Origin of the sequence: Agromyces aerolatus, from assembly GCF_031432255.1 — a bacterium.
Lineage (GTDB): Bacteria > Actinomycetota > Actinomycetes > Actinomycetales > Microbacteriaceae > Agromyces.
The window spans coordinates 81209-99362 of sequence record NZ_JAVKGQ010000003.1 but is presented as its reverse complement, the minus strand read 5'-3'; the positions used below and the strand labels follow the sequence as shown (position 1 = coordinate 99362).

Annotated in this window: 13 protein-coding genes; 7 read left to right on the top strand and 6 right to left on the bottom strand. The window is 70.9% G+C overall.

Features of this window, described 5'->3' with window-relative positions; genetic code table 11:
- Window positions 1–88 precede the first annotated feature (88 nt).
- The 6 genes from RH864_RS05310 (at window position 89) to RH864_RS05285 (ending at window position 8700) form a co-directional block, all read left to right on the top strand.
- Complete coding sequence (locus RH864_RS05310) at window positions 89–1150, top strand: carbohydrate kinase family protein (protein WP_310516484.1); 1062 nt, start codon at window positions 89–91, stop codon at window positions 1148–1150.
- A 69-nt stretch (window positions 1151–1219) separates the two neighbouring features.
- The gene (locus tag RH864_RS05305; RefSeq protein ID WP_310516483.1) at window positions 1220–2572 is read left to right on the top strand and encodes an ABC transporter substrate-binding protein; all 1353 of its coding nucleotides are present in this window, start codon (window positions 1220–1222) and stop codon (window positions 2570–2572) included.
- Window positions 2565–3479, top strand: a complete 915-nt coding sequence (locus tag RH864_RS05300) for a carbohydrate ABC transporter permease (protein ID WP_396129945.1) — start codon at window positions 2565–2567, stop codon at window positions 3477–3479. The genes RH864_RS05305 and RH864_RS05300 overlap by 8 nt, the downstream gene beginning before the upstream one ends.
- Complete coding sequence (locus RH864_RS05295) at window positions 3476–4294, top strand: carbohydrate ABC transporter permease (RefSeq protein ID WP_310516482.1); 819 nt, start codon at window positions 3476–3478, stop codon at window positions 4292–4294. Before RH864_RS05300 ends, RH864_RS05295 begins: the two co-directional genes overlap by 4 nt.
- Complete coding sequence (locus RH864_RS05290; RefSeq protein WP_310516481.1) at window positions 4291–5088, top strand: glucosamine-6-phosphate deaminase; 798 nt, start codon at window positions 4291–4293, stop codon at window positions 5086–5088. Before RH864_RS05295 ends, RH864_RS05290 begins: the two co-directional genes overlap by 4 nt.
- Before the next feature lie 345 nt (window positions 5089–5433).
- Window positions 5434–8700 carry a PIG-L family deacetylase gene (locus RH864_RS05285; RefSeq protein ID WP_310516480.1) on the top strand — a complete coding sequence of 1089 codons (3267 nt, stop codon included), beginning with the start codon at window positions 5434–5436 and terminating at the stop codon, window positions 8698–8700.
- A 44-nt stretch (window positions 8701–8744) separates the two neighbouring features.
- Here the strand turns inward: RH864_RS05285 and RH864_RS05280 are convergent, their stop codons facing one another.
- The 6 genes from RH864_RS05280 to RH864_RS05255 are packed head-to-tail and all read right to left on the bottom strand — an operon-like array spanning window position 8745 to window position 16994.
- Window positions 8745–10235, bottom strand: a complete 1491-nt coding sequence (locus RH864_RS05280; protein ID WP_310516479.1) for an arylsulfatase — start codon at window positions 10233–10235, stop codon at window positions 8745–8747.
- A gap of 10 nt (window positions 10236–10245) precedes the next feature.
- Window positions 10246–12408: an alpha-N-acetylglucosaminidase gene (locus tag RH864_RS05275; RefSeq protein ID WP_310516478.1), complete on the bottom strand. Its 2163-nt coding sequence runs from the start codon at window positions 12406–12408 to the stop codon at window positions 10246–10248.
- Window positions 12405–13793 (bottom strand): Gfo/Idh/MocA family protein, encoded by a 1389-nt coding sequence (locus tag RH864_RS05270; protein ID WP_310516477.1) that lies wholly within the window; start codon window positions 13791–13793, stop codon window positions 12405–12407. Before RH864_RS05270 ends, RH864_RS05275 begins: the two co-directional genes overlap by 4 nt.
- On the bottom strand, window positions 13793–14662 hold the full coding sequence (locus RH864_RS05265; protein WP_310516476.1) for a carbohydrate ABC transporter permease: 870 nt from the start codon (window positions 14660–14662) through the stop codon (window positions 13793–13795). The genes RH864_RS05270 and RH864_RS05265 overlap by 1 nt, the downstream gene beginning before the upstream one ends.
- Window positions 14659–15618, bottom strand: coding sequence for a carbohydrate ABC transporter permease (locus tag RH864_RS05260; RefSeq protein WP_310516475.1), 960 nt, complete (start codon window positions 15616–15618; stop codon window positions 14659–14661). Before RH864_RS05260 ends, RH864_RS05265 begins: the two co-directional genes overlap by 4 nt.
- Complete coding sequence (locus tag RH864_RS05255; protein ID WP_310516474.1) at window positions 15615–16994, bottom strand: ABC transporter substrate-binding protein; 1380 nt, start codon at window positions 16992–16994, stop codon at window positions 15615–15617. The genes RH864_RS05260 and RH864_RS05255 overlap by 4 nt, the downstream gene beginning before the upstream one ends.
- A 172-nt stretch (window positions 16995–17166) precedes the next feature.
- On the opposite strand from RH864_RS05255, the gene RH864_RS05250 reads away from it, so the two are divergent.
- Window positions 17167–18153 carry an Lrp/AsnC family transcriptional regulator gene (locus tag RH864_RS05250; RefSeq protein WP_310516473.1) on the top strand — a complete coding sequence of 329 codons (987 nt, stop codon included), beginning with the start codon at window positions 17167–17169 and terminating at the stop codon, window positions 18151–18153.
- The last annotated feature ends 1 nt before the right edge of the window (window position 18154 follow it).

Sequence of the window (18154 nt, the reverse complement as noted above, 5' to 3'; positions counted from 1 at the left end):
TCGAGCACGCTTGACGCGCGAACGATCATTTAGCAGTATGTTCTGTCAAATGCAGTCATCGCCGACGAGTGCCCCCGAGAGGAATGCCGTGCACACCGAACCAGCCGACGCCGAGTTCGATGTCGTGCTGTCCGGGCAGGTCTTCTTCGACCTGATCTTCACCGGGCTCGACTCGACCCCGCAGCCCGGGACCGAGGTGCGCACGAGCGGGCTCGGCGCCAGCCCCGGCGGCATCGCCAACCTCGCGGTCGCGGCGGGCCGGCTGGGCCTCCGCCCCACGCTCGCCGCGGTGCTCGGCGACGACGCCTACGGCCGATGGTGCTGGGACGTGCTCACCGAAGAGGGCGTCGACCTCGGCCCCGCTCGCCGACTCGAGGGCGTGAACACCGCCCTCACGGTGTCGATCACCGAGCACGACGACCGCAGCATGATCACCTACGACAGCGAGCGATCAGTCCCGGCCGACGAACTGCTCCGCGACGGGGTCAGCGCCAGAGCGGGCATCGCCGATCTCAACGGCATGCGCGGCGAGCTCGACACGGCGTGGTGGAAGCGCGCCGCCGACCACGGCACCCGCATCTTCGCCGACATCGGCTGGGACTCCACGGGCGTCTGGGATCCGCACGACCTCGACCCGCTCGCATCCTGCTACGCGTTCACGCCGAACCTGCGCGAGGCGACCGCGTACACGAGGACCGACTCCGCTGCGGCCGCGGCACGACGGCTCGCCGAGCGCGTCCCGCTGGTCGTCGTCACGTGCGGCGGCGACGGCGCCGTCGCGATCGACTCCGCGACCGGCGAAGAGGCGCAGGTCCCCGCCGTCCCCGTCGAGCTCCTCGACGCCACCGGCGCGGGCGACGTCTTCGCGGCGTCGTTCGTGCTCGGCACGCTCCGCGACTGGCCGCTCGACCAGCGTCTGGCCTTCTCCGCGCTCTGCTCGGGCCTCGCGGTCCAACAGCTCGGTGGCTCCCTCGGGGCGCCGGGGTGGGCGGAGATCGGCGACTGGTGGCAGCGCACGCAGACCACCGGGGACCGCGAACTTCAGCGTCGCTACGGCTTCCTCGGCGACATCCTCCCCGATGAGCCGCCGCGCCCGGCGCGTCGAGCCGAACCGACCTTCCGATTCCCGCATCCGCTTCCCATCCACTGACCACGCCCCACCCACGCTGCGCTCTTCGACTGCACCCGAAGCCTGCAACGCACAACCGAAAGGGACACCATGCACCGACACACACGGTTCGCTGCCATCGCCGGCGGCGCCGCGCTCCTCCTGGGCCTCGCGGCCTGCGCCCCGGGCACCGGCCAGGCCGACCGCCCCGAGACCGGCGGTGAGATCAGCACCGACATCTCCGGCGTCGGCGACGTCACGCTGACGGTCTGGGACCAGGAGGTCCGCGGCGGCCAGAACGAGCAGATGGAACAGCTCAACGCCGCGTTCGAGGAGAAGTACCCGAACGTCACCATCGACCGCAACTCGCAGGCGTTCGACGACCTGAACACCACGCTGCGTCTCGCGCTCACCGACAAGGACGCGCCGGACGTCGTGCAGGCGAACAACGGCCGCAACACGATGGGCGCGTTCGTCGAGGCGGGCCAGCTCCGGCCGCTCGACGACTACGCCGACCTGTACGGCTGGTTCGACCGGTACTCGCCGTCGATCCTGCAGTATTCGACCTACAGCGACGACGCGACCGTCTTCGGCGAGGGCAACCTCTACGGCCTGCCTCAGGTCGGCGAGGTCGTCGGCATCTTCTACTCCAAGGCCAAGCTCGCCGCGCTCGGCCTCGAGGTCCCGGCCGACTGGGCGGCCTTCGACGCCGCGCTCGCGGCGGCCAAGGCCGCGGGCGAGACCCCTATGCAGCTCGGCAACATCGAGCAGTGGCCCGCCGGGCACGTCTTCGGCCCGCTGCAGGGCAACTACGTCGACGCCGGCGTGATCACCGACCTCGGTCTCGGCAACCCCGGCGCGAGCTGGAGCACGCCCGAGAACGAGGCGGCCGCCGAGGCGCTGCAGGGCTGGGTGAACGACGGCTACTTCAACGAGGGCGTGAACGGCACCGACTACGACGCCGCCTGGCAGGCGCTCGCCGATGGCACCGGCGTCTTCCTCATCGGCGGCTCGTGGCTCGCGGCCGACCTCGAGGACGCGATGGGCGAGGACGTCGGCTTCTTCGTGCCGTCGACGGATGCCGGATCGCCGGCGACGACCGGTGGCACCGGCCTGCCCTTCACGATCACGTCGGCCGCCGAGAACACCGATGTCGCCGCGGCGTACATCGACTTCATCACGAGCGATGACGCGATGGAGATCCTCGCGGAGACCGGCAACCTCCCGGTGAACCGCACGGCCGAGCTCGCGCCCGCCTCCGGCGTGCTCGCCGATGTCTTCACCCAGTTCGGCAACGTGACGGAGAACGGCAGCGTGCTGCCCTACCTCGACTACGCGACGCCGACCTTCGGCGAGACGCTCGGACAGGCGCTGCAGGGGCTGCTCGACGGCCAGCTCAGCCCGACCGCGTTCACCGAGCAGCTCGAGGCCGACTATGCGGAGTTCGTCTCGCAGAATGGCTGATCCGCTCACCAGCACGACCGGCCGGGGCGCCTCGCGGCGCTCCGGCCGGATGGCGAAACCCTGGCTGCCGTGGGCCTACCTGGCGCCGGCGATCGTCTTCTACGGGCTCTTCATGCTCTTCCCGCTGGGCCGGGCGGCACAGTATTCGTTCTTCGAGTGGGACGGGCTCGGGGCGTCGACGTTCGTCGGGTTCGACAACTACGTCGCCCTCGTGCAGGATCCGCAACTGCGTGAGGCGTTCGGTCACGCGCTCATCCTGATCTTCTTCTACGCCGTGCTGCCGTTGTGCATCGGGCTGGTGCTCGCGGCGGTCCTCACCCGCGCGCAGGTACGCGGGCTCGGCTTCTTCCGCACCGTCATCTTCCTGCCGCAGGTCATCGCGATGGTCGTCGTGGCCGTCACCTGGCGGCAGATCTACGCACCGGACGGCCCGCTCAACGGATTCCTCCGGATGGTCGGCCTCGACTCGTGGACGCGCCCATGGCTCGGCGACTACACCTTCACGCTGCCCGCCGTGGGGCTCATCGGCAGCTGGGTCTCGCTCGGTCTCGTGACCGTGCTGCTCATGGCCGGCATGAGCCGGGTACCGCGCGAGCTCTACGAGGCGGCGCGCATCGACGGCGCCGGCGCGTTCCGCGAGTTCTTCGCCATCACGTTGCCGTCGGTTCGCGGTGAGATCACGGTCGCGCTGACGCTCACGATCGTCGCGGCGCTGAAGACCTTCGACCTCATCTACGTGACCACGAGCGGCGGACCCGGCACGTCGACCACGGTCCCGAGCTACGAGGTGTACCGGCGTGCGTTCCAGCTGGGCGAGGTCGGGGCGGCCACCGCCGTCGGCATCGCGCTGACGCTCATCGTGTTCGCCATCAACTTCGTCGTCAATCAGATCGGGGACAAGAAGTGAAGGTCTCGGGTCTCGAGAAGGGCGCGAACTACGTCGTCCTGATCCTGTTCGCATTCGTCGTGCTCGGCCCCATCGGGGTCATCCTCTCGCTGGCCTTCGGGCCGCAGAGCGCGTCCGTCGGTCGTGAGGGTCGGATCTTCCACTGGGAGAACTTCCCCGACGCGTGGGAGATCGGTCGCTTCGGGCAGTACATGACCACGTCGGTGATCGTCGCGGCGATCGTCGTGGCGGTCGCGGTGACGGCGTCCATCCTCGCGGGGTATGCGCTCGGCACCATGAAATTCAGGTTCGCGACGCCGCTCTTCTACATCTTCCTGCTCGGCATCATGGTGCCCACCGAGGCCATCATCGTCCCGCTGTACTTCGACTTCAGGTCGGTCGGCCTCACGAACACCGTCTGGGGCGTGGCGTTCCCGCAGATCGCCATGTCGATCGCGTTCGGCACGTACTGGATGCGCACCTACTTCCGCACGACGAACCGTGCCATGATCGAGGCGGCTCGGCTCGACGGCGCGGGCTCCTTCCGGATCCTGTGGCAGATCCTCGTGCCGATCGGCAGGCCGGCGATCCTCACGCTCGTGCTGCTGACCTTCATGTGGACCTGGAACGAGTTCCTGGTGCCGCTCGTGATGTCCCCGAACGGGGACGTCCGGACGGCGCCCCTGGGCCTGGCGTTCTTCCAGGGGCAGTACACGCAGGGGACCGCGCTGCTCGCGGCGGGCGCGGTGCTCGTCGCGCTGCCCGTCGTGGTGCTCTACATCTTCCTGCAACGGCACTTCATCAAGGGCATGATCGAGGGAGCGGTGCGCGAATGATCGAGCTGCACGTCCTGCCGGACGCCGAGGCGGTCGGCGTGGCGGCCGCCGACGCCATCGACGCGGTCGTGCGCCGCGGCTCCTGCGTGCTCGGCCTCGCGACCGGCTCGTCGCCGGACCGCGTCTACGACGAGCTCGCGCGCCGGCACGCCGACGAACCCCGCCCGTGGGCGTCGAGCCGGGTGTTCATCCTCGACGAATACGTGGGGCTCCCGACGGACCACCCCGAGCGCTACGCCGCCGTCATCCGGCGCGCGATCACCGATCGGGTCGGAATCCCGTCCGGGCGTGTGCACGCGCCCGACGTCGACGCGGAGGACCTTTCGGCCGCCGCCGGACAGTACGACGCGGCGATCGCCGACGCGGGCGGCATCGACCTGCAGCTGCTCGGAGTGGGCGTCAACGGGCACATCGCGTTCAACGAGCCGGGCGCCCCGCTCGACGGCGGCACGCATGTGGCACAGCTGACCGCGCAGACCAGACGCGACAACGCCCGCTTCTTCCACGGCGATCTCGCGGCCGTGCCACGCACCGCGATGACTCAGGGCATCGGCACGATCCTGCGATCGCGCCGGGCGCTGCTGGTCGCGACCGGCGCCGCCAAAGCCGAGGCGGTGGCCGCCCTCGCGACCCGCGAGCCGACCTCGGCCGTGCCCGTGACCGCGTTGCACCGGCACCCGTCCGTGCTCGCGCTGGTCGACGCCGCCGCTGCTTCGGAGCTGGACGAGCGCTCCGTGCGACCGGATGTGCGCATCGTCCGGCAGACCCGGGTGCCCGAGGCCGCGGGGCGCTGACGGGCGGCGCCGTGACCGCCGGGTGTGCTGAGCGCGCCGGAGTGTCCGGTGCTCGTGCTCAGGAACCTCGGCTGGCGGCTCGGCGTGTCGCGGGTGCGTGCGCCGCGTGGCGCGCCGTCGTTCCTGAGTTGGGTTGGGTGGGGCGGATGCCTCGGGCGGATGCTTCGGGCGGATGCCGCGGTGCGGCGCAGCCCACGAGGCATCCGGCCGTGATCGAAAACGCTCGATATTAATCGAACCGGCTGCGCAGAAATGCTTGCTCGTGACCGAATTGCGCACTAGCTTGGGTCGAAACGTACGGCGTGACCTCATTTCGGGGGGCGCCGTCGACCTCAAGGAGGCGGAATGAAGATGCGACACGCTGGGGTGCTCGCGGCAGTGCTCGTCGTCACCGGGCTGATCGCGCCCGGCGCGGCCATCGCCGCGGAAGCCGAGCCAGGGTGGGATGCGGGACCGGCGTCGGTCGCCACCCAGACCGAGCGCGAGAAGATCGACATCATGGGCATCTGGGCCCACCCCGACGACGACGCCGGGTTCACGACGCCGTGCGGCGTCTGGCACGACCGCTATGGCGTGCGCTGCGGCATCATCATGGCCACGCGCGGCGAGGGCGGCTCGAACTCGGTCGGTTCCGAGGCGGGGCCGGACCTCGGCCTCCGTCGCGAGAACGAGGACCGCACCTCGCACGTCCGTTCCGGCACCGTCGACATCTTCAACCTCGACCGCGTCGACTTCTACTACAACACCTCGGCCCCGCTGACCGCGCAGGTCTGGGACGAGGAGGAGACGCTCCGCCGCACGGTGCGCATCATCCGTGAGACCCAGCCCGAGATCCTCGTCGGGAGCAACCCGTCGCTCGCCGTCGGGCACGGCAACCACCAGTACGCACAGGGCCGCATGGTCTGGCAGGCGGCCGCCGCCGCCGCCGACCCGGCACGCTTCCCGGAGCAGCTCACCGGCGTGGGCGCGGTCGAGCCCTGGCAGGTCAAGAAGATCCTCGCCGGCGGACTCACGACCGGCTCCGGCGGCATCGCCGAGCCCAACTGCAACACCGGCTTCGTGCCCGACCCGGCGAACCCCTTCACCGTCGTCGGAACCTGGACGGGATACGACTCGCCGTACACCTGGCCCGAGGGCAACCTCGCCGGTCAGCCGGCGGGCGCGGCGAAGACGTGGGCGCAGGTCGGCCGCGAAGGCGGCCGCGCGCACCCGACGCAGGCGCGCGTCATGCAGAAGAGGCTGTGGGACCCCACGTGCCAGCGCTACGGCGTCTCGCAGTCGATCGTGCCGATGCAGCCGAACGGCGCGGACGCAGCGGCGAACGATGACGCGGTCCTGTACGGCGCCGTCGTCGCCGACCCGGGTGGGATGCCGCTCGGCTCGACCGTCGCGATCGAGCCCGCCGACTACTTCGTGGCCGCGGGCGAGCCGTTCGAGGTCACCGTCGCGCTGCGGTCCGGCGCCGGAGCGCTGGCCGGGGGCGACGTCTCTCTCGTGGCCCCCGCGGGCTGGACGGTCTCCGACCCGGTGAGCGTCACCGGCATCGGTGACGGCGAGCCCACCGAGGCGGCCTTCACCATCACGCCCGCCGCCGACGCCGCCGCGACGCGGTACAAGCTCGCGGCGACCTTCGACGGTGGCGACGTCACCGCCTACAACGACACCAGGGTCGAGGTCGTCGCCCCGGTCGAGGGCCGATTCGAGCGATGGGGGACCGCGGCCGAGTACGACGAGTGGACGCAGGCGAACCAGGTGTTCGTCGGCGGCCGTTCGAACGCCGTCGGAACCATCGGCGCGGGCGAGTCCGTGACCGTGCCGGTCGAGGTCACCAACCGTTCCGCGGACACGCAGTCCGGGACCGTCACGTTGGGTCTGCCCGCCGGTCTCGTCGCCGACGAGGCGGCGAAGCCGTACACCGGGCTCGCCGCCGGCGAGCGGACGACCGTCGAGTTCATCGTGACGCACACCGACCCCACGGATCCGGGCAGCCGGACCGTGCCGGTGACCGCAACGACCACCTCGTCCGCGGGGACGGCCGAAGAGTCGATGACCATGTACGTGGTGCCGAGCGTCGTGATCCCCGAACTGGACGCAGCCCCGGTGGTCGACGGCTCGGGTGCGGATCTCGCCGGCACGGCGGTCGGCATCGGCACCCGATGGGAAGGCGCGGAGTGTGCGCCCGACGGCGTCGACTGCGGCACGGGCAGCACCGCGACCCTCGGCTGGTTCGACGACGCCCTCTACGCGCACATCCGCGTGGTCGACGACGTGGCGAGCGCTGCGGCGACGCCCGACCGGTGCTTCGGGCACTGGCTGGTCGACTCGGTCGAGCTGCTGCTCGACCCGCGCGGTGAGTCCATCGACACGTCGTCGACGTTCAAGCTCGGCATGTTCCCCTTCACGGATGACGCCGAGGGGGCGAACGGCAACGGCGAGAACGGGCCGTGCTGGTCGCGTGACGCGGACAATCACCAGGGCTTCTCGACCGGGCCGCTCGCGGACACCGTCGAGAACGCGCCGAACGCACCCGGCGTGAAGGTCGCCGCCCAGGTCAAGCGCGACGAGGCCGGCGCGTTCGTGGGCGGCGCCTACGAGATCGAGGTGAAGATCCCGCTCGCGGATCTTCCCGCCGCGGTCGGCCCGACCGGGGCGACCCCGCAGGGCACCCTCGACCAGAACGAGGTCGACCCGCAGTACCTCGGCCTCAACGTGACGCCGTACGACTCGGACACGCAGGACTTCATCGGCCAGACGAGGACCGCCTGGTCCGCGTTCGGCAGCCAGCAGTCCGAGCCGTACCGCTGGGGACACGCCTACCTCGCGGGGTACGAGCCGCCCGCCGACCGGTCGACCGAGGCGCCCGCCGCGATCATTCCGGACACCGCCCTGCAGGGCGTCGAGTCGCCGCAGACCGTGTACCAGTCCGCGGTGAGGGGTGGCACGGTGTCGGGTGTGCAGCCGAGCGATGCGCTGACCATCGGTGACGTCTCGATCGACGCCGCCGCGGTGAGCCTGCCCTACGAGTCGGCGGCCGACGGCACCGTCCGGATGTTCCTCTGGAAGGGCGACCCGCGGTTCATCCCGGTCTGGACGTCGAGCTGCCCCGGCGACACCGACGGATTCGATGCGTGCGCGGAGTCCGACGGCGCGGCGCCCCAGTGGGCGCCGAACATGGGCGGGCGCCTCCTCGCGTCGACCGTGGCCGAGGTGGGCGCGGGTGCCGGAGTCGTCGAGCTCGCGCTCGATGAGACGACGTACGGAGCCCTCGGTGAGGACGTGCTCGTCCTGGCCTCGTTCGCCGAGTCGGCGGGCGAGTCCGGTGACGGGGTCAACGCCTGGAGCCTCCCGGTCGTCCCCGCCCAGCCGACCGAGCCCGGCACGCCGACCGAGCCCGGCACGCCGACGGAGCCCGGCACGCCGACCGAGCCCGGCACACCCGGCTCGCCGGGCGACCCCGGTCCCGGCAGCGACAACGCGTCGCAGCCGTCCGGGGTGCTCGGTGCCACGGGTGCTGATGTGCTGCCGTACCTCGGTATCGGCCTGGTGCTCCTGCTGCTCGGTGGTGCGGCCGCGCTGATCGCGCGCCGCAGGCACCGCGCGCACCAGCAGTAGCGGAACGAGAGCGGAACGCGGGCCCGGCGACAGCCGGGCCCGCTTCACGCCCCGATGCCCACCCTGCGCTGCGCCGCCTCGGGCGACACGAGGGGCGGCCGGCCGTGCTGCGGCACGAGTTCGCCATGCTCCACGAGGCCGGCGTCTCGGCGCGCGAGCTCGTCGGCGAGCCGATCCCGCCACCGCCGCAGCTCGTCGCCGTGCTCGGGGTCCGCAGCGAGATCCACGCGTTCGTACGGGTCGGCTTCGAGGTCGAACAGCTGCTCGGCCGGAGCCCCCGCGGCGTTCCGGGGGAACCAGATGTACTTCCAGCGGCCGTCCGTGAGGAACTGCATCTCCTGAGAGGCGTCGTAGCAGGTCGAGTGCTCGCCGTGCACCCAGTCGCGCCACGTCACCCCGTCCTGCCGGATGAGCGGAAGCAGGCTCCGCCCGTCCACCTCGGCCGGGACGGCGACGCCGCAGGCGTCGAGGATCGTCGGCATCACGTCCTGCAGGCACACCGGCTCGTCGACGGTCCGGGCGCGGCCGGCCGGCCGTATCCGGGTGGGCAGCCGGACGAGCAGCGGCACGTGCACGGACCCCTCGTAGCCGTATGTCTTCCGCCACAAGTGGTGGTCGCCGAGCATGTCGCCGTGGTCGGACACGAACACGACCATCGTGTCGGCATCCAGCTTGCGGTCGCGGAGGACGCGCATGAGCCGGCCGACCTGGTGGTCGATGTGATGGACGAGTCCCGCGTAGCCTGCCCGCGCCTCGCGCACCTCGTCGTCACTGCGCCGACCGCGCCAGGCGTTGACATCGCCGGCGTCGTCATCGTCCACGTCGTGGATCGACGCCCACTCGCCCACCGCGGCATCCGGGATACCGCCCGTCCGGCCGCGGGCGACGTAGTGCTCGTAGTAGAACGGCGGCGGATCGTACGGCGAGTGCGGACGGGCGAACGAGGTCATGAGGAAGAACGGCCGCGTCGGATCGCGTCGCTCGAGGAACCTGATGGACTCCGTCACGGTCCAGTTCGTCGGATGCAGGTGCTCGGCGACGTGGAACGGTCGCGACATCCACGAGTTGACGTCAATGCCGTGGTCGGCCTGCCGGACGTCGGCGGGCGCGTGCTGCTCGAACCACGCGGTGTAGTCCGACACGAAACGCTCGTCCTGCACCCGCAGCGACTCGTCGATGACGGTCTCGTCGAACCCGAACCTCGCCCGTTGCGGAGTGAAGTGCATCTTGCCCACGCCGTGCGTCTGGTAGCCCGATTCGCCCAGGAGCTCGGGCAGCGTGCCGGTGAGCCCGGCGAGCGGCGGTTGCCCGGCGCCCATGCCCAGGATGCCGGTGTTCCACGGGTCGCGGCCCGTGAGGAGGGACGCGCGCGCTGGCGTGCACGACGGTGTGGCCGAGTACGCGCGGCGGAAGCGCGTGCCCTCCGCCCCGATGTGGTCGAGATTCGCCGCCTGCACGTATCCGCCTTCGCAGGACAGGCTGTCCCAGCGCTGCTGGTCGGTCACGATGAGCAGGACGTTCGGGCGCGTGGTCACGGCGGGCTCCTCACCGGTCGATCCGATCCAGGATGCCCGCCGCGGCGTCGAGCGGGTCGATCGACGATCCGTCGTCGCTGCCCCGCGCCGCTCGCCAGGACTCCTCGATCGCGACGATGCGCTCCTGCAGCACGGCCTCATCGGGTTCGGCGTCGCGGTCGGCCGCATCCGCGAGCCAGTCGGCCCAGGCCGTCCATCGGGGCAGGTAGAGGTCGCGGATGAGACCCGACCAGTGGCGACCCGAGTAGTCGTGGAGCCCGCTCGTCTGGTGTCCCCACACGGAGACGAGACTTCGGGCGTCCCGCTCGAGCACATCGGCTTCGTCGTCGGTGTCACCCCACGCCCGCGCCGCGGCGATCCAGGTCGATGCGCGGGAGTCGGAGCGGGTCGCGACCAGCCCGTCGAGCTCGAGCAGGTCCTCAGTCAGCTGCGCGCCATGGTCGCGGATGCCTGCGGCATCCCCGGCGGCATACGCCGTCAGGATGCCACGGATGCGCAGCCGCATGCGCTGGGCGAGGATGTGCCCGGTCAGGTCGACGACGTCTCGTTCGAGCGACTCGCGGAGCGGGGCCCGGTCGCGCAGCCCGAGCAGCGCCCGGGCGGCACCCGCCAGCGCGGGCAGGTCTCCCAGCACCGATGGATCGTTCTCGGCGTCGATGTTCGCTGACATCCGGGTCGGCTCGGCAGGCAGCGCCTCGCCGGCCAGACGCTGACCGGCGAACGGCGCGGTCGCCCGCCAGGGGCGCGCGATGACGGGGGAGGGGATCGAGCGCGTGCGACCCGGGCCGTAGAGCGTCCTCGACAGCACGCGCCACGCCTCGCGGGCGGCCTCGTCGTCGACGCCGTACCGCTGGGCGGCGAACTCGCCGAGCCACTCGTCGATCTCGACGTGGCCCCAGACCAGGTCGCCCGCCAGCTCGTAGAAGACCGCGTTGTTCTCGATCGCCTCGGGCGCGAGCCCGATCCCTTCCAATCGCTCGGGCGCGCCGTCGCGCAGCTCGTCGAGGTCCCGGACGAGGCCGCGGACGTCGCCGAACACCGCGAACCGGCCCCCGAAGTTGTGCACGGCGGTCCAGATCCAACGGCGGCCGTGCATGCCATCGCGCCACATCGGCGCATGCTCACCCCACAGATCGATGAGCAGGAGGCGCTCGAACGGCACCCGTGACAGGTACGCCTCGATGCGCTCAGGCGACCAGAACTGCCGGTGGTAGTGGAACGGCCAGCCCTGCAGCAACCACGTCGCCTCCGGGTGCACGGCGGTGAGCGCGAGGTGGATGCCGTCACCGGCCGCCGCCAGCGCCTCGGCGTCCCCGCTCGGCGGAAGCGACTCGATGTACGGGTCGACCGCGAGCACCGGCGCGTCGCCGAGATCGCCCAGCAGCTCCTGCTGCACCTCGAGGAACGTCCGGACGAACCGCGCGAACGCGGCACCACCCGGATCGAGCACGGGCGTCCGCCACCCCTGCCACTCGATCTCGGCGCCATCGGGTCCGGCGAGCGAGGCCGGGACGTGGCCGCCGGCGACCGGGATCACCGGCGTCATGCCGAGCTCGCGGACGCGCTGCAGGATCCGCCGGGCGAGTTCCACGCGGCGCTCAGCCCACCGTGCCGGGAGCGGACCTCCGAAGTCGTGCATGCCGCCCATCGACATCCACGGCACGAACGGTGCGCCGCCGATCCAGTCGTCCGCCTCCTGCGCGTCGGCACCGCACCTGACCAGCGCCTCGCGCAGGACGACCTCGTACGCCGTGAGGACGAGCGGATGGGTCACCCCGTGCAGGGCCATCCAGTCCAGCTCCCGCTCCCAGCGGTCCCAGTCCCAGAACGGTGTGGAGTAGCCGTGGGTGACCACATTCAGGTGGTACCTGATGCCGAACCCCGTGCGCAGCGTCGTCTCGGGGGCGTCGGGCCACGAGTCGCCGAGGGGCACGACCGCCGGCGCCTCCCACGTCACGCGTCGCCCGTGCCGGCGCAGGTAGGCCGCGAACGCGCTCGCCGCAGCCACGGCGTCGGTGCCGGTGAGGGTCAGGATGCCTCCGCGCGACGCGAAGGAGCCGATCGCCGCGGCCCCCGGCTCCGCGGCGCGGTGCACGATCTCGACTCGATCGGCGTCACCGCCGCAGCGCGAGATGAGCGCGCGGACGGCATCGGCGAACGCGGGGCCGCTCATGCGCCGGCCCCTCGGCCGGCGTCGGCGGTCGGGGCGATGTCGAGCTGCGAGACCCACGACGCGAAATCGATGGGGTGCCCCGACACCCTCGAGTGCTCGGCCGCGAACGCGATCAGGTGGCTGTCGAGGGCGGTGTCGAACGAGAGCTCGCCTTCTCCGACGGTCGCCGAGACGAGCGCGTCGACGAACGCCGACATCAGTCCTGCGTCGCCGCCCGCGTGGCCGGCATGGTCGCCGAGGTCGTCCTCGGGCGGGCGCACGCGCAGCGTGTGCCGCTCGTGCCCCATCGGCGGCTTGCGCGTGACCTCGTGCTCGGCCACCGGAAGCCCGTCCGGCAGCGTCGCGCTCGGCGAGAACAGATCGACCACGATCTCCCCACTCTCCATGTGTCCGGTGAGCTGACCCGCGGATGCGGTGATGACGACGTTCCGCGTGTTCTCGGCGGTGAACGCCGAGGCTGTCAAGGTCGCGGTCAGCCCGCCGGGGAACATCATGGTCGTCTGCTGATGGTCGGCGACGTCATTGTCGCTGCGGTACACGCACCGACCGTAGTCGCCGGTCCGGAGGGCCGCGAGCCGGCCCTCCGGCGAGGGGTCGCCGCCGAGCAGATGGACCGGATGCCCCGAGACGCCCGCGAGCGCGTCGACGTAGTAGCGGGGCGCGAAGAACGGGCAGCTGTCCGCGACCGGGCAGCCGTCGAGGCAGAAGCCGGGTGCCCCGGGCGGCGCGTTCTCGGGGCGGAACCAGGTCAGCTCGCCGATGCTGTAGACGCGGTCGGGAGCGTCGCCCGCGAGCCACCGGATGAGGTCGAGGTCGTGCGACGTCTTGGTCAGCACCATGGCGCCCGAGCTCGCGCTGCGCCGCCAGTTGCCGCGGACGTAGGAGTGCGCGAAATGCCAGAAGCCCACGTTCTCGCGCACCTCGAGGGTCATCGCACGGCCGATCGCACCAGAGTCGAGGATCCGTTTCACGCTGCGCCAGAACGGCGTGAAGCGCAGCACATGACCCACGGCGAGACGCGACGAGGCCTGCCGGACGTGGGCGGCGAGCCGCGTGAGCTCGGCGAGGTCGGGCGCCGCGGGCTTCTCGAGCAGGAACGGCAGCCCGGCATCGGCGACCGCGATGGCCACGTCGACGTGGAGCGCGTCGGGCACGGCGATGACGACGCCGTCGGCCCGCAAGCGGCCAAGATCCGCCACGGCGTCCTGCCAGTCTTCGTACTCGGCCGCGCCGCCCGCCTCGGCGGCGAGGGCACCCCTGCGGATCGCCGAGAGGTCGGCGACGCCCACGATGCGGGCCCGGTCGGGGTGGTCGAGCGCCCAGCGACCGTACGCGTCGCGCCCTCGCCCACCGGCCCCGATGATGACCAGACGTTGCGGTCGCATCACTTCTCCGCTCCTGCAGTGAGACCTTCGACGAGATAGCGTTGCGCCACGAAGAACAGCACGATCACCGGGACGGTGACGGCGAGCGCACCCGCCAGGAGCACGGTGACCGGCACGTTGAAGTCGCTGAGCTGCGAAATGCCGAGCGGTGCCGTCCACAGCGCCCGGTCCTGCACGAGGAACAGCAGCGCGTAGAAGTACTCGTTCCAGGCGATCATGAAGACGTAGATCGCGGTCGCGATCACCCCGGGCAGCGCGACGGGCAGGATGACGCTGCGCAACATCTGCGGCAGCGACGCCCCGTCCATGATCGCCGCCTCCTCGACGCTCTCGGGGAGCGCCTGGAAGTAGTTGCGGAGCATGTAGATGGACACCGGCACCGTCGTGGCCACGTAGACGAGGAACAGCCCGACCAGCGAGCCCGTCAATCCGGCCTTCGCGAGCAGGACGAACAGGGGCACCGAGAGCACGATGCCGGGGAAGAGGTAGACGCCCAGGATGATGGCGTTGACCCCGCCGCGCCCCCGGTAGCGCAGGCGCGCGGCGGCGTACGCGCCGAGAATCGACACGAGGATGGACAGCAGCACCGTTCCCACCGCGACGAGGAGCGAGTTGATCACGAAGCGGCCGAGCCCGAACCCGCCCTCCGAGGGATCGAGCATCGCGGTCGTGTACGCCGAGAGGTCGATCTCGTCGAGGGCCGGGATCAGATCGAGCGGATCCTGGACGACGGCCGAGTACGGGCGCAGCGAGAGCAGGAATCCGTACAGGACCGGGCCGAGCGCGAACACCAGCGCGAGCACGATGATGACGACTCGGACGACCCGGGCCGCGGGTCTCGGCCGCAGGGGGGATCTCCGGCGGGTCATTCGACGTCCACCTTCCTCCGTGAGAGCACGACGTACACGGCGAGCAGGGTGATCAGGACGACCGACATGAGCAGCCCGTATGCGGCGGCGCTCCCGATGTCGGCGCGGGTGACCAGCTCGGTGTAGACCTTCAGCGCCATGACCTGGGTGCCGCCGGCGCCCTCGGTGAGCAGGTACACCTCGCTGAAGCTCTGGAAGGTCCAGATGAACCGCAGCAGGCACAGCAGCAGGATGACGCCCTTCAGCTGGGGCATCACGATGCGGGTGAGGATCTGCGCCCCGTTCGCCCCGTCGAGTGCCGCCGCCTCCTCGATGCTCGGCGAGACGCCCTGGAGGCGAGCAGTGATGAACAGGAACGACAGTGGCGCCGAGGTCCAGATCTCGAACACGACGACGACGAGCAACGAGAGCGGGATCGGGATGCCCCACACCTCGGTGGTCGCGGTGTTCAGGAACCCGACCGGCTGCTCCCAGCCGAGGAACTGCCGGCCGACCGCGTTCACCAGCCCGTACTGGGGGTTGAGCATGGTCTGCCAGATCGTGACGGCGGCGATGATCGGCAGCACGTACGGCACCAGCAGCAGCGCGCGCACGACTCCCCGGCCCCGGAACGGGCGGCGGAGGGCCAGGGCGAGCACGAGTCCGATGCCGACCGAGCCGACCATCGTCAGCGACGCGTACAGCAGCGTGGTGCCGAGCGCCTGCCAGAACGACGGGTTCGACAGCGCCCGGCGGAAGTTGTCGAGGGACCAGTCGATCGGCTCGGTGCCGAGCTGCGGGATGTCGACCAGGCGGATCTCGCTGAAGGCGAAGACCACCACGAGCACGAGCGGGATGAGCGAGGCCAGCGTGATGACGAGGAACGTCGGGGCGGTGAGCAGGAGCCCGTTGCGGTTGTCGCGTCGGGAGCGGGTGAGCGCCCGCCCCCGGCGCGAACGGATGGCTGCACTACTCACAGGCCGGCCTGAACCTCCTCGACGGCGGCCTTCATCGCCGCGGTGACCTCTTCCGGCGACGCCCCGTTGTAGAGCTGTTCGATCTGCCCGGCGAGCACCCCCTGGCTCGACACGAGGCCGGCCAGGACGGTGTCGGGCGTTCCCATGCCCCACAGCGAGACGGCGTTGATGCCGTCGGCGATGCCTTCGACGAACGCTTCGCCGTAGAGGTCGACCGAGGTGCGCTCCTGGGCCGGGCCGATGCCCTGCGCGCCCCAGGCGTCGATGAACTCCGTGGGGTTGTCGGCGGTGCCGTTGCGCAGCGGGACACGGCCTTCGGTGGCGACGGCGAGGGTGTCGATGTACCCCGTGCTCAGGACGTACTCGATGTACTCCTGTGCGGCCTCCGTGTTCGCGCCGGTCGGGATGCCGTAGCTGAGGATCGCCCCGAACTGCGCCGGGTTCTCCTCGTCGAACACCGTCACGAACTCGGTGTTCTCGGCGAGGAAGGCCGGGTTGTCCGCGCACTCCGCGCAGGTCGCCGGCGTGGCCTCGTCGAGGCCGGCCAGCTCATCGAGGATATGCGTCGAGAACAGCAGCATCGCCGCGTCGCCGTTCATGTACGCCGCGCGAGCGCTGGTGACGTCGAAGTCGCCGGCGACCGACGAGTTGCGTAGGCGCAGGAACTGCTCGGCCGCGTCAGCGCATGCATCGGAGTCGATCGTCACCTCACCGTCGGTCACGAGCTCGCAGCCCGCGCTGTGGAAGATGGACTGGATGCCCTCGGTCGCGGAGGCCGTGCCGGCCTGGGTCCCGAACGCGAGGCCGGTGATTCCCAGCTCCTCCTTGACCTGGGTCGCGACGTCGGCGAGCTCGGTCACACTCGTCGGCACCTCGGCGCCGGCCTGCTCGAGCAGATCGGCGCGGTAGGCGATGACGTGCGTCCATCCGTCTGAGGGGACGGAGGCGATCTCGCCGTCGACGGTGACGGCGTCGATCGCGTTCTGGTTGAACGTGTCGATCCCGAGCTCCTCGACGGTCCGGGTGGCGGCCGCGGTGTCGAGCAGGCCCTGCGAGGTCCACGCGCTCGTCTGCGGTGACGCGTGCAGGATGACGTCGGGGACGTCCCCGGTCGCGGCGCCGGTCACGAGCGCCTGATCCTGGTCGGCGCCGGCCATGGGCACCACTTCGACCTCGATCCCGCTCGCCTCCGTGAACGCCGCGGCGATCTCCTCCTGCGCGGCAAGGCGCTCCGGAGTCGTCTGCGGGGTCCAGAAGACGACGGTGCGATCGTCGCCGGCGGAGTCGGAGTCGCCCGCCGTACATCCGGCCAGGAGAGAAAGCGCGGCGATCGCCGCGAGCGATGCGGCGATCCGCGGCCTAGTGAGTCGGGTCATCTGCGTCACTCCTCCAATCATGTTCGACGCGCCTCTCGGCGCATCCGGCGAGGCGCCAGTGCCCGGCCGTACGAGCGATCCTTTCGTGGGACGAGCGATCTTGATGTCGAGACGGCTCAAGTTGCAAGGAAACTTCATTGGGAACGAGGCTGATGAATGTAAGGTGCAGTTCGTGGATGACCTCGATCGCCGCATCACGGGGGCGCTCCTGGCCAACCCGCGTGCCACGAACGCGCAGATCAGCGATGCCGTGTTCACGTCGGAGGCCACGGCGAGCCGGAGGGTCGCGCGCTTGCTCAGCACCGGCGCGGTGCGCGTCATCGGCGTCCTCGACGGCGAGGCGACCGGCCGCACGCGCTCGGTGTTCGTCCGGCTACGCTGCCGGCCCGGCGAGGCGCATCGAACGGCGCAGCGTCTCTCGGGGTGGCCCGAGTGCGGTTCGGTGAAGCTCGTCACGGGCAGCGTGGACTGCATCGCGGAGATCGGCTACACCTCGAACGACCATCTGCTCGCGATCACCCTCGAGCGACTGCCCGCCCTCGACGGGGTGCTCGCCGTGTGGAGCAACCAGGTGATCCGGCGGTTCGCGACGCCGCACAGCTGGCTCCCGGACCTGTTGCCCGCCGAGGTCGTCGGGCAGCTGCGCGCGCACCGCCTCGATCCCTGGAGCGACCCGCTTCCGGACCGTCAGGTCAAGACGGACGCCCTCGATCATCGGATCGCCGCGGCGCTCGGTGAGGACGGACGCATCAGCTGGCAGCGTCTGGCCGAACGGTGCGACGCGAGCGCGGTGACGGTGCGGCGACGCGTCGAGTCCCTCATGTCGGCGGGAGCGCTGCGCATGCGAACCGTCGTCGAGCCCGAACGTATCGGACTTCCCGTCAACGCGTTCGTGGCGCTGAGCGTGAACCCCACGCAACTGAGCCGCGCGGGTGAGCTCCTGGCGGAGCATCCGTCGACGCTCATGATCTCGGCGACCACCGGGGAGCGCGACCTCTGCGGCGAGGTCGCGCTCGAGTCGGACGCCGCGCTCTACGGCTTCATCTCGTCGACGATCGGCGGGCTTCCCGGTCTGCAGCACGCCGACGTCGCCGTCGCGTTGCAGTCCCTGAAGCGTGCCGGTCGCGCTCGGGAGCTCGCCACGACGCCGGTCGGCTGAC